Origin of the sequence: Cupriavidus taiwanensis LMG 19424 (assembly GCF_000069785.1) — a bacterium.
GTDB classification, from domain to species: domain Bacteria; phylum Pseudomonadota; class Gammaproteobacteria; order Burkholderiales; family Burkholderiaceae; genus Cupriavidus; species Cupriavidus taiwanensis.
In genome coordinates, this window is record NC_010530.1 from 1,584,652 (window position 1) to 1,596,807 (window position 12,156).

At 69.8% G+C, this 12,156-nt stretch carries 11 protein-coding genes; 8 read left to right on the forward strand and 3 right to left on the reverse strand.

Annotated elements, in window-relative coordinates; all coding sequences use genetic code 11:
• The first annotated feature begins 14 nt into the window (after positions 1-14).
• The 6 genes from RALTA_RS22715 (at position 15) to RALTA_RS22740 (ending at position 6,459) form a co-directional block, all read left to right on the forward strand.
• Positions 15-641, forward strand: coding sequence for a LolA-related protein (locus RALTA_RS22715; protein ID WP_012356287.1), 627 nt, complete (start codon positions 15-17; stop codon positions 639-641).
• Complete coding sequence (locus RALTA_RS22720) at positions 638-3,052, forward strand: MMPL family transporter (RefSeq protein WP_012356288.1); 2,415 nt, start codon at positions 638-640, stop codon at positions 3,050-3,052. Before RALTA_RS22715 ends, RALTA_RS22720 begins: the two co-directional genes overlap by 4 nt.
• The gene (locus RALTA_RS22725) at positions 3,049-3,897 is read left to right on the forward strand and encodes a polysaccharide deacetylase family protein (protein WP_041232578.1); all 849 of its coding nucleotides are present in this window, start codon (positions 3,049-3,051) and stop codon (positions 3,895-3,897) included. The genes RALTA_RS22720 and RALTA_RS22725 overlap by 4 nt, the downstream gene beginning before the upstream one ends.
• 65 nt (positions 3,898-3,962) lie before the next feature.
• Positions 3,963-5,165: a beta-ketoacyl-[acyl-carrier-protein] synthase family protein gene (locus RALTA_RS22730; protein WP_012356290.1), complete on the forward strand. Its 1,203-nt coding sequence runs from the start codon at positions 3,963-3,965 to the stop codon at positions 5,163-5,165.
• Between the two features lie 9 nt (positions 5,166-5,174).
• Complete coding sequence (locus RALTA_RS22735) at positions 5,175-5,987, forward strand: beta-ketoacyl synthase chain length factor (RefSeq protein WP_012356291.1); 813 nt, start codon at positions 5,175-5,177, stop codon at positions 5,985-5,987.
• Positions 5,980-6,459, forward strand: a complete 480-nt coding sequence (locus RALTA_RS22740; protein ID WP_012356292.1) for a beta-hydroxyacyl-ACP dehydratase — start codon at positions 5,980-5,982, stop codon at positions 6,457-6,459. Before RALTA_RS22735 ends, RALTA_RS22740 begins: the two co-directional genes overlap by 8 nt.
• A gap of 24 nt (positions 6,460-6,483) precedes the next feature.
• Here RALTA_RS22740 and fahA read toward each other — a convergent pair whose 3' ends face one another.
• The 3 genes from fahA to RALTA_RS29205 form a co-directional block, all read right to left on the reverse strand.
• Positions 6,484-7,746: a fumarylacetoacetase gene (fahA, locus tag RALTA_RS22745; RefSeq protein ID WP_012356293.1), complete on the reverse strand. Its 1,263-nt coding sequence runs from the start codon at positions 7,744-7,746 to the stop codon at positions 6,484-6,486.
• 133 nt (positions 7,747-7,879) lie between these two features.
• A complete protein-coding gene (hmgA, locus tag RALTA_RS22750; protein WP_025584928.1) occupies positions 7,880-9,199 on the reverse strand; it encodes a homogentisate 1,2-dioxygenase in 1,320 nt (439 codons plus the stop codon).
• 429 nt (positions 9,200-9,628) lie between these two features.
• Positions 9,629-10,012, reverse strand: coding sequence for a helix-turn-helix domain-containing protein (locus RALTA_RS29205; RefSeq protein ID WP_025584926.1), 384 nt, complete (start codon positions 10,010-10,012; stop codon positions 9,629-9,631).
• 338 nt (positions 10,013-10,350) lie between these two features.
• Here RALTA_RS29205 and RALTA_RS22765 point away from each other — a divergent pair, with 338 nt between their 5' ends.
• Positions 10,351-10,965 (forward strand): TetR/AcrR family transcriptional regulator, encoded by a 615-nt coding sequence (locus RALTA_RS22765; RefSeq protein ID WP_041232579.1) that lies wholly within the window; start codon positions 10,351-10,353, stop codon positions 10,963-10,965.
• 165 nt (positions 10,966-11,130) lie between these two features.
• Positions 11,131-12,147: an alpha/beta fold hydrolase gene (locus RALTA_RS22770; protein WP_012356297.1), complete on the forward strand. Its 1,017-nt coding sequence runs from the start codon at positions 11,131-11,133 to the stop codon at positions 12,145-12,147.
• The last annotated feature ends 9 nt before the right edge of the window (positions 12,148-12,156 follow it).

A 12,156-nucleotide genomic window follows, 5' to 3' on the forward strand; every position in this document is an offset into this window, starting at 1 on the left:
GTGAGCCGCCACTGATGTTTTTCTTTGCGCGCCCTTTCCGCTATCTGTCGTCGACCCTGCTGGCGAGCGCCCTGCTTGCGCTGGCGCCGCTGACGGCCAAGGCCGCACCCGCTGCGCCGGCCGCCAACGCCGCGTTCGGCGTCGACCAGCTGATGTCCACGCTGGCCCAGCGCAAGTCCGGGCGCGTGCTGTTTACCGAGACCAAGTACCTGGCACTGCTCGACAAGCCGGTGCAGTCCTCGGGCGAACTGCGCTTCACCGCGCCCGACCACCTCGAAAAGCGCACCCTCTCTCCCAAGGCGGAAAACCTGGTGCTGGACGGCGACATGCTGACCGTCGAGCGCGACGGCAAGCGCTACACCATGCCGCTGCAAAACTACCCGGAGATCGCGGCCTTTATCGAGAGCATCCGCGCCACGCTGGCCGGCAACCGCGATGCGCTGGAGCGCTACTACAAGCTGGGCGTGGAAGGCCGTGCCAGCCGCTGGACGCTGACGCTGACGCCGGCGGATTCGCGCATGGCCGCGGCCGTCAGCCAGGTGCGTATCGAAGGCAGGCAGGATGTGCTGGACCAGGTCGAGATCCGGCAGGCCGACGGTGACCGTTCGGTGATGAAGATCCGGCCGGCCGCGAACCGATGAGCGCGGCACCGCGCCGCCTGGCGCTGGCGCTGTGGGTGATGGCGCTGCTGGCTTGCGCCGCGGTCGTCAGCCGCACCACCTTCACCGCCGACCTGTCGGCCTTCCTGCCGCGATTGCCCAGCGCCGAGCAGCAGTTGCTGGTGGACCAGCTGCGCGACGGGCTGGTATCGCGCCTGATCCTGGTCGGCATCGAGGGCGGCGATGCCGAGGGCCGCGCCCGGGTCTCGCGCGCGATGGCGGCGCAACTGCGCGGCGACCGCCGCTTCGCCTCGGTGCAGAACGGCGAGCCGGTCAACCAGGCGGCGGACCGCGAATACGTGTTCGCGCACCGCTACCTGCTCAGCCCCGAGGTCACGCCGGAGCGTTTCACCGAACACGGGCTAGCGCGGGCGGTGAATGATTCGTTCGCGCTGCTGGCCTCTTCCGCCGGGCTCTTCACCAAGTCATTGCTGCCGCGCGATCCCACCGGCGAGGTCGCGGCGATGCTGGCGCAGCTCGATGCCGGCCAGCGCGTGCCGATGCATGCGGGCGCGTGGGCATCGCGCGACGGCAAGCGCGCGCTGCTGCTGGCGCAGACCGCCAGCGCCGGCTCGGATACCGATGCGCAGGCAGAGGCGATGGCCGCCGTGCAGCAAGCCTTTGCCACCGCCAACGCGGGCGGCCCCTACCAGCTGGTGATGACGGGACCCGGCGTGTTCTCGGTCAAGGCGCGCGACACCATCCGGCACGATGTCGAGCGGCTCTCGACCATCGGGCTGGCCATCATCGTCACGCTGCTGCTGGCGGTGTACCGCTCGGTACCGCTGCTGGTGCTTGGGCTGGTCCCGGTGCTCAGCGGCGCGCTGGCGGGCATCGCCGCGGTCAGCCTGGGTTTTGGCGGTGCGGTGCATGGCCTGACGCTGGGCTTCGGCACCACGCTGATCGGCGAGGCGGTGGACTATTCGATTTACCTGTTCGTGCAGTCCGCGCAATACACGCGCAACGGCCAGCGCGACGAACGCGCCTGGCTGGGCGGCTTCTGGCCGACGGTGCGCCTGGGGGTGCTGACTTCGGTCTGCGGCTTTGCGTCGCTGCTGCTGTCGGGCTTTCCGGGACTGGCGCAGCTGGGCCTCTATTCGATCGCGGGACTCGCCACCGCCGCGCTGGTCACGCGCTTCGTGCTGCCGCAGCTGGTCCCGGCCACGCTGCATCTGCGCGACGTCGCGCCGCTCGGCCGCAAGCTGCAATGGCTGACGCTGCGGGCGCCCCGTCTGCGCTGGCTAGTCGTGCTGCTGGTGGCGGGCGCCTGCGTGGTGCTGGCCCAGCACCGCGGCACGCTGTGGGGCCGGGAACTGCAGGCGCTGAGCCCGGTATCGGCGAGCGACCAGGCGTTGGATACCTCGCTGCGCGAAAACCTGGGCGCCCCGGACGTGCGCTACCTGGTGGTGGTGTCGGGGCCGGACCAGGAATCCGTGCTGCAGGGCGCGGAACGCGTGGCGCATGAACTGGAACCGCTGGTGGCGCAAAACTTTATCGGCGGCTACGAGAGTCCGGCCCGCTATCTGCCCAGCGCGGCCACCCAGCGCGAACGCCAGGCCAGCCTGCCGCCGCCCGACGTGCTGGCACAGCGCCTGCATGCCGCCATCGCCACGCAGCCGGTGCGCGCATCGGTGTTCGCCCCCTTCCTGGCACAGGCCGAAGCGGCCCGCACCGGGCCCCTGCTGCAGCGCGAGAGCCTGCGCGGCACGTCGATGGCACTGGCGGTCGACGCCCTGCTGGTGCAGCGCACCGGGCGCTGGAGCGCCACGCTGCCACTGCGCGCGCCGGTGCATGCGCAAAACCATGCCGGCGCGGCCGACGGCGTCGACAGCGCCGCGGTGCGTGCCGCGATCCAGCGCGCCGGCGTGCCCGAGACCCTGTTCGTGGATCTGAAGGGCGAATCGGACCGGCTCTATGCCGGCTACCTGCGCGAGGCCTTGCTGCTGTCGCTGGCCGGACTGCTGGCCATCATCGCCCTGCTGGCCGTGGCTTTGCGCTCGCCGCGGCGGGTGGTGGCGACGGTGCTGCCGCTGGCCGCCGCCGCGGTGGTGGTGCTGGGCGGGCTGGCGGCGCTGGGACAGCCGCTGACGCTGCTGCACCTGGTGGGCCTGCTGCTGCTGGCAGCGGTCGGCTCCAACTACGCACTATTCTTTAATGGCCCGGCAGCGGACGGCCAGGCGGCCGGCGCTTCACCGCATACGCTGGTGTCGCTGCTGCTGGCCAACCTGACCACGGTGGCCGCGTTCGGCCTGCTGGCGCTGTCGAGCCTGCCGCTGCTGAAGGCATTCGGCCTGACAGTCGGCCCCGGCGCCGTGCTGGCGCTGTGGTTTTCGGCCATCCTCGCGCCCGCGGCCTCGCCCGCGGCAGCGGCGAAGGCCGGGAGTGCAACATGAAGCCGCTATTCGCACCGGGCGTTGCCGTGCCCGGGCGCCCTCCCAGCCGCCCATGGCGGCCCACCCCGCTGCTCTATGGCGCCGCCGCGGTGCATGTGGGCGCCGTCGGCGCGATGCTCGCTTATCCGCAAGGCCTGGGCTGGGGCCTGGCCGGCATCGGCGCATCCCATGTCGCGATGTGCGCGGCCGGCCTGTGGCCGCGCAGCACCTGGCTCGGCCCCAACCTGCTGCGCCTGCCGCCATCCGCCGAGGGCTGCGTGGCGCTGACCTTCGACGATGGCCCCAACCCGGACCTGACGCCGCAGGTGCTCGACCTGCTCGACCAGCACGGCGCCAGCGCGACGTTTTTCTGCATCGGCGAGCGCGCCGCGGCGCATCCCGAACTGGTGCGCGAGATCGTGCGCCGCGGCCACGCCGTGGAAAACCACAGCATGTACCACCGGCTGCACTTCTCCACGTTCGGGCCCGGCCGCATGCAGCGCGACATCGCCGCCGCGCAGCAGGTGCTGGCGGAGATCACCGGCGAGGCGCCGCGCTTCTTCCGCGCTCCGGCGGGGCTGCGCAACCCCTTCCTGGAGCCGGTCCTGTGCCGCCTCGGGCTGCAACTGGCGGCCTGGACCCGGCGCGGCTTCGATACCCTGAACGGCAACAACGCCGCGCGCGTGGCGCGGCGCCTGTACGGCACGCTGGCCGCGCGCGACATCCTGCTGCTGCATGACGGCAACCCCGGCCTGGACCCTGCCGGCCAGCCCCATTGCACCACCGTGCTGCCGGGCCTGCTCGCCGCCATCGACCGCGCCGGCCTGCGCTGCGTGACGCTGCGCGCAGCGGTGCCGCCGGCCTGAGCCGGCGCCGCTTGTTACAATTGGCGCTGCCTTCCGAGAATCCTTCCATTCGCCTCACCGAAGCTGTGTCCCCGCTCCTGTTCTCGCATTTCACCGCCACCAGCTGCCTCGGCGCCGGCATCGACGCCACGCTGGCCGCGCTGCGCGCGCAGCGCGGCGGCCTGGCGCCGTGCCAGTTCGGCGATGTCGCCCTCGATACCTTCGTCGGCGAAGTTGACGGCCTCGACGCCGTCACGCTGCCAGCCGGGCTGTCAGAGTTCGACTGCCGCAACAACCGGCTGGCGCAGCTGGCCCTGGAGCAGGACGGCTTTGCCGCACGGGTACGCGAGGCGGCGGCGCGCTACGGCGCCCACCGCATCGGTGTCTTTCTCGGCACCAGCACCGCGGGCGTGCTGCAGACGGAACTGGGCTATCGCCAGCGCGATCCGGCCAGCGGCGCGCTGCCGCCGGACTTCCACTATGGCGGCACGCACAACCCCTATTCGCTGCCGGCGTTCCTGCGGCAGCAGCTGGGCCTGTCAGGGCCGGCCGCGGCGGTATCGTCGGCGTGTTCGTCGGGGGCCAAGGTGTTCAGCTCGGCCCGGCGCATGCTGGAGGCCGGGCTGATCGACGCGGCCGTGGTGGGTGGCGTGGATTCGCTGTGCCACACCACGCTGTACGGCTTCAATGCGCTGGAGTTGTTGTCGCGGCAGCCGTGCCGGCCCTACGACGTGGCGCGCAACGGCATCTCGATCGGCGAAGGCGCGGCGTTCGGCCTGCTCGAACGCGTGACCGGCCCGGTGGCGGACGATGCCATCCTGCTCGCGGGCATCGGCGAATCGAGCGACGCGCACCATATGTCGACGCCGCACCCGCAAGGGCTGGGGGCGCGCATGGCGATGGCGCAGGCACTGGCCGGCGCTGGCATCGCGCCGGCGCAGGTCGGCTACGTCAACCTGCACGGCACCGCCACGCGCAGCAACGACGCTGCCGAAGCCCTGGCCATGGCGGCGGTGCTGCCCGGCACGCCGTGCAGCTCGACCAAGGGCGCCACCGGCCATGCGCTCGGCGCGGCCGGCGCGCTCGAGGCGGTGATCTGCGCGCTGGCGCTGCGCCATGGCCTGGTGCCGGCCGGCATCAACACCGCGCAGGTCGACCCCGCGCTCGACGTGAACTACCAGCTCGCCAACCGGGACACGCCCTTGCGCTACGCCATGAGCAATGCGTTCGGCTTCGGCGGATCCAACTGCAGCCTGCTGTTCGCCCGTGCGGACGCGGTTGCTCACTGAGCCAGCGCCATGTCGCAGCCCGTTTATATCGAAAGCATCGGCCTGCTCGGCCCTGGCCTGACCGGCTGGCAGCAAGCCAGCGCCGTGCTCGCGGGGCGCACGCCCCACGCGCACGCGGCCACCGAGCTGCCGCTGCCCGCCGGCCTGCCGCCGGCCGAGCGACGCCGCACCGGCCCGACCGTCCGGCTGGCGCTGGGCGTGGGCCAGCAGGCGGTGGCAGCGAGTGGCCGCGATGCCGCGACGCTGCCGACGATCTTTACCTCATCCAGCAGCGATGGCCATAACTTCCATGCCATCTGCGAAGCGATGGCGCAGCCCGAGCCGCTGATGTCGCCCACGCGCTTCCACAACTCGGTGCACAACGCGACCGCCGGCTACTGGTCGATCGCCGCCGGCGCGATGCGCGCCTCGAACGTGCTGTGCGCGATGGACGGCAGCTTTGGCGCGGGGCTGCTGGAAGGCACGCTGCAGGTGGCCGCCGACGACGAGCCCTGCCTGCTGATCGCCTATGACACCGGCTATCCGGAGCCGCTGCATAGTTGTCGGCCGATTCCCGATCCGTTTGGCGTGGCCCTGCTGCTGACGCCGCAACCGAGCGCGCGCGCGCTGGCGCGCATCGCCGTGACGCTGACGCAGGCGCCAGCCAGCACGATGCCAGACGCCGCGCTGGAAGCGCTGCGCAAGTCGGCCCCGGCCGCGCGCGTGCTGCCGCTGCTGGCGGCCATCGCCCGCGGCGAGACCGGCACGGTGGTACTGGATTATCTGGACACGCTGAGGATCGAAGCCGACGTGGCCAGCCTGGGCAGCCACGCGCATGCCTGAACAGATCAGGGACCGCGCCTGGATCGCGGCGCGCATTCCGCATCAAGGCAGCATGTGCCTGCTCGACGCGGTGGTGGCATGGGATGCGGCATCGGTGCGCTGCACGGCAACCAGCCATACGCACGCGGATAACCCCTTGCGCGCGCAGGGCCGGCTGGCAGCGGTGTGCGGTATCGAATATGCCGCGCAGGCCATGGCCGTGCATGGCGCCCTGCTGGCCGAGGCCGAGCCGGAATGCGGCGCGCCGCAGCGCCCGCGCACGGGCTACCTTGCCAGCGTGCGCAAGCTGGTGGTGCAGGCAGAGCGGCTCGACGATATCGCGGCGCCGCTGGAGGTCGCGGCCGAGCGCCTCAGCGGGGAAGGCGCCACCGTGCTCTACGCTTTTGTTGTCAGCGCCGCCGGGCGTACGCTGCTGTCGGGCCGCGCGGCGGTCATCCTCGATGCCGCCGCGCTTGGGGATGACGCCGGCTGAAGCGCCCCGGCCAGCGCCCTGGCTTCAACGCGCCGGCAGGATCTTGCCCGACACCGTACCGAAGCCGACGCGATAGCCATCGCCCTGGCAGTAACCGGTCATGATTACCGCATCGCCATCCTGCAGGAAGCTACGCTGGCTGCCATCGGCCAGGGTCAGCGGCTCGGCGCCGTTGCGGGTGAGTTCGAGCAGGCTGCCGTAAGAGTCCGGCGTGGTGCCGCTGATCGTGCCCGAGCCCATCAGGTCACCCACGCGCACGTTGCAGCCCGACACCGTGTGGTGCGCCAGCTGCTGTGCCATGGTCCAGTACATCGCCTTGAAGTTGGTGCGGCAGATGGTGCTGGGGGCGGCTGCGCCTTCGGGCTGCAGCGCGACTTCCAGCGCGATGTCATAGGCGTTCTGGCCCTGTTGCTGCAGGTAAGGCAGCGGCTCGGGCGATTGCGCGGGATTGTCGCGGCGGAACGGCTCCAGCGCTTCCATGGTGACCACCCACGGCGAGATCGAGGTACCGAAGCCCTTGCTGTTGAACGGCCCCAGCGGCACGTATTCCCATTGCTGGATATCGCGCGCGCTCCAGTCATTGAGCAGCACCATGCCGAACATATGCGCCGGCGCGTCGGCGGTGCTGACGGGCTCGCCCAGGGCCGAGGGCTTGCCGACGATAAAGCCCATCTCCAGCTCGAAATCCAGCTTGCGGCAGGCGCTGAAGACCGGGCGCGCCTCGTTCGGCAGCTTGATCTGGCCGTTGGGGCGATGCAGCGGCGTGCCGCTCACCACCACCGAGCTGGCGCGGCCGTTGTAGCCGATGGGGATTTCCAGCCAGTTCGGCAGCAGCGCATTGTCCGGATCGCGGAACATGCGGCCGACGTTGGTGGCGTGCTCCTTCGACGAATAGAAATCGGTGTAGCCCGGGATCTCGACCGGCAGGTGCAGGGTCGCGGCCGACATCGGCACCAGCGCCCGGTCGCGCAAGGCGGCATTGTCGCGCAACGCGGCGTCCGCACCCGACAGCAGTGCCGTCAGGCGCCGGCGCGTTTCGCTCCAGACTGGCTGGCCCAGCGCGATAAAGCGGTTCAGGCTGGCCGCGGCGAAGGTGCCCCTGGCCGCTTCAGGCAGCAGGCCAGCCTGGTCGAGCGCGGCGAGATCCACGATCTGGTCGCCGATGGCGACACCGACACGGGGCGTCTGGCCTTGAGTGGAAAACACGCCGTAGGGCAGGTTTTGCAACGAAAAATGGGTGTTGCCGTCGTTGGCGCTGTCGATCCAGCTGGCTTGGGGGGCGGTCATCGGGATACTCCGGAAATTTTGGTGGCACTGGTCGCGTGCGATGACGCGTCATGCTTGCTGAGCGGCTGCCCTCCCCCGGCCACTCTCCCGCGAGCGGGAGAGCGGAGAAACCGGGCGGGCCAGGCGCCCGCGATTAGCGGGTGTTCGGGTTGAAATGCTTCTTCAGTCCCTGCCAGCAGGTGTAGTACTCCTGCTGCAGCGACGCCGACTGCGCGGCGTACGGCGTTGGCCGGATCACGCCCGGCGTTTCGAACATGAACGCCATGGTGTTTTCGATATGGTGCGGCGTCGAGGTGTCGGCGACGCTGGCCTTCTCGAAGGTCTCCGCATCCGGGCCGTGGCCGCTCATGCAGTTGTGCAGGCTGGCGCCGCCGGGCGCGAAGCCTTCGGCCTTGGCGTCATAGACGCCCGAGATCAGGCCCATGAACTCGCTGGCGATATTGCGGTGGAACCAGGGCGGGCGGAACGAGTCCTGCATGGCCAGCCAGCGCGGCCCGAAGATAACGAAGTCGATGGTGTCGACGCCCGGCGTATCCGACGGCGACTGCAGCACCAGGAAGATCGACGGGTCAGGATGGTCGTAGCTGATCGAGCCGATGGTGTTGAAGCGGCGCAGGTCGTACTTGTACGGCGCGTAGTTGCCATGCCAGGCCACCACGTCGAGCGGCGAGTGGCCGATGTCGGCGCGCCACAAGTTGCCCTGGAACTTGGCGACCAGTTCGAATGCACCTTCGCGGTCTTCGTAGCTTGCCACCGGGGTCAGGAAATCACGCGGGTTGGCCAGCCCGTTCGAGCCGATCACGCCCAGGTCCGGCAGCCGGAACAGCGCGCCGTAGTTCTCGCAGATATAGCCGCGCGCCTCGCCATCGGGCAACTCCACGCGGAAGCGCACGCCGCGCGGGATCACCACGATCTCGTGCGGCTCGACAGCCAGGCGGCCCAGCTCGGTCACCATCAGCAACCGGCCCTGCTGCGGCACGATCAGCATCTCGCCGTCGGCGTTGTAGAAAAAGCGGTCCTGCATCGACCGGTTGGCCAGGTACAGGTGGATGCCGCAGCCGGTCATCGCCTCCGGGCCGCCATTGCCGGCCATGGTGACGATGCCGTCGACAAAGTCGGTCGGCACGGATGGCATCGCCGGCGGGCTCCAGCGCATCTGGTTCGGCGACGGCGGCACCTGGTCGAAGCGGCTCAGGAAACGCGACTGTTCGATCAGCGTGAACGGCTTGTGCATTGCCGCCGGGCGGATCCGGTACAGCCACGAGCGGCGGTTGTGCGCGCGCGGCGCCGTGAACGCCGTGCCCGACAACTGCTCGGCATACAGGCCATAGGGCGCGCGCTGGGGCGAGTTCTGACCCACCGGCAGCGCGCCGGGCAGTGCCTCGGTGGCGAATTCGTTGGCGAAGCCGGACATATAGCCGTGCTCGGCAAGCTGGGTATGCGTGAGGTCCATGGTGTTGTCTTGCGTCTCCGGGTGGGTCCACCAGCGCAGCGCTGGCCGCACGGCGCGTGAATTACGTATTGTTGAATGAATTTACCATATCGTAATCATCGGGGCGTGGCGTGTCAAACCGCGGATGCGCGCGGGTAGCACGCGGCGCACTTGCGGCTCTTGCAGTTGTAGGTGGCGAATCGGGAAATGGGCAGGATGCCGCTGACGGATGCACCAGGCGCGGCAGAAACACAGAAAAGCAGTAAGCGCCGGCTCAGGCAGTCAGGCCTGCGGCGTCGTGGCAGTCCATGGCCAGGACCGGGACCGGGTCAAGGGACAAAAGTGGCTCGGCGCGCGCCGGGAGGCACGCGCCGCTTGCTTAGGGTGGCCTGGAGGCCCGCTACCACGAACCAGCCCGCAAAGCATTGGGCTGGCCAGGCAGAAGGCGCATCAGACCGGTTTGTGGCCCTCGCCGGTACCCGGGCCGAAACCGCCGCCGGATGCCGGTGTCGAGGCTGGTGCCGGCGCGCTGCCCGCGGGCTGGCCGGCCATCGAGGCAGCGGTCACGCCGCCGTTGCGGCTGGCTATGAAAGCGTTGACGTCGGCGGCGAGGTGCTGCGGCGCCAGCACGACTTCCAGGCCCAGCGCCTCGCAGGCCGCCAGGAAGGTCGACATGCGGGGGTCGGCCTGGCCTGATTCCGCCCTGAGGTAGGCTTCCCGTGAAATGCCCGCCTTGCGGGCAACGTCCTCCTGCTTGAGCTTGCGCGCGCGGCGCAGCGCCCGCAATTGCCGGAACGGTTCGCTAGCGCCTCTCGGCACGGCTGTACTGTTCATGTCGGTCTCCAGTCACCAGTGAAAAAAAGTGCGCGGACGTGCATTCGAGTATAGAGCACGCAAAGCGTTCCGTATGTAACCGCAGGAACACTTTGTGCAGATTTCTTGCTGGCCCGTCATCTTGCGCCGGCGTGTGCCGGCAGGCGTGCCTCCAGGCGGCGGGCAATGCACAACGCCTTCGCGCCGCCTTGTCAGTAACGGGCCCCCTCAATTTGCGTTGACGTCACATGCAGAGCTGTATGACGTTATGGCCTCGCGAACACAACAACGCAAGTCGGGGCAACTACCATGCATCCGGTTTCGTTGACAAACCGACCGGTCGTGCTATTCTTCGCTCCATGCAGAAAGGACACCTCACCCGCAAAGCCATCATCGAACAGGCCCTGGACGCCGCGGCCAAGGTCGGCTTCGAGCAGTTGTCGCTGGCGACGCTGGCGGCCGACACCAATATGTCCAAGAGCGGCCTGTATGCGCACTTCAAGTCGAAGGAGGTGCTGCAGCAGGCGGTGCTGGACCTGGCGGTGGAGCGTTTCGGCGACATCGTGGTCCGGCCGGCGATGCGCCAGCCGCGCGGCCTGCCGCGCTTGCAAGCCTTGTTCGAAGGCTACCTGGAATGGCTGGGCGGCACGGTGACGCAGGGGCGATGCCTGTTTACGGCGCTGGGGCAGGAATACCGCGACCGGCCGGGTTCGATTCGCGACCTCGTGGTGCAGTCGCTGAAGGACTGGCACAGCACCATTGCGCGCGTTGTCGGCGATGCCATCGAAGAAGGCCAGTTCGGGCCGCATGTCGACCCGCGCCAGTTTGCCTTCGAGCTCTCCGGCATCGGCATGGCGTTCCAGCAGTCGTTCAAGCTGCTGGGACGGCAGGACGCGGAAGCGATGGCACGGCACGCCTTTGCGGCATTGGTCGCGCGTGCCACCGCAGGTGCGACCCACCCTGCCGGGTCATGACATCGGCGCCGGCGCTACCCCGCCGGCGGGCAGCAAACCGCTCCGGCGGGCTTTTTTTGTACTGAAAAAAGCACGACTGGTCGGTCGTTAAGAAGCGCGAGACGCCTCCGGCCCGCCCGGTTCCGATGACGCCGCGCAATCCAGAATCCATTGGAGGTGCAGGTCGTGACGCAAGCAGTCTCTTCTCCTACCCCGGTTTCCCCTTCTCCCGCCGCCGCGGTGACGGCATCGCGCACCACCGATGCGTCGCCATCCGCCGGCACCGACGGCGCCTTCCGGCGCGTGCTGATGGGCTTGCAGCGCCTGCGCTGGCAAGCCGGCAGCATGGTGATGCCCGCAGCGACGGCACGCCGGCTCGAGCGCATCTGGTTCAGCCCGCCGCGCGCCGCCGCCACGTCCGCGGCACGGCACGCGCTCGACCGGGCGCGGGCCGACTGGGCCCTGGTCACCGGCCATGGCCCCAGCCGGCGCGTGCGGGTCTACCGCTGGGGCCATGCCGGCCCGGTGGTGCTGCTCGCCCACGGGTGGGGCGGCCATGCGGGCCAGTGGCATGCAGTGATCGATGGCCTGCTGGCAGCCGGCATGCGTGTCGTCGCGTTCGATGCGCTTTCCCACGGCGCCTCCGATGCCGGCGCGCGCGGCGCCGCGCAGACCTCCGTGCTGGAAATGTCGCGCGCCTTGCTGGCGGCAGCGTGGCATGCCGGCCCGGTCCATGCCGTGGTGGGACATTCCCTGGGCGGCGCGGCGGTAGCCCTCGCATTGCGCGAGGGCCTGCCCGCAAGCGCCGCGGTGCTGCTGGGCGCGCCCGCCGACATGGGCGCGGCATGCGCGGCGCTGGCATGGCAACTTGGCGTGACGCCAGCCGTGCTGGGCCGCATGCAGCGCCACAGCGAGCGCTGGCTGGGCATGCCATGGTCCGCCTTCAATGTGCCGGACCTGGGCCGCGTCCGCCCGGTGCCGCCGACGCTGGTAATCCATGACCGCGACGACAAGGAAGTGCGCTGGGAAGATGGCGCGGCCATCGCCGGCGCCTGGCCGGGTGCACGGCTGGAGACCACCACCGGCCTCGGCCATCGCCGCATCCTGCGCGATCCTGCGGTGATCCAGCGCCTCGCCGATTTCGTACGGCCGCCATCCGGGCCGCGCCAGGTGCCGGTATCCGGCGGCCTGGCCGTGGCCTGAACCGGGAGA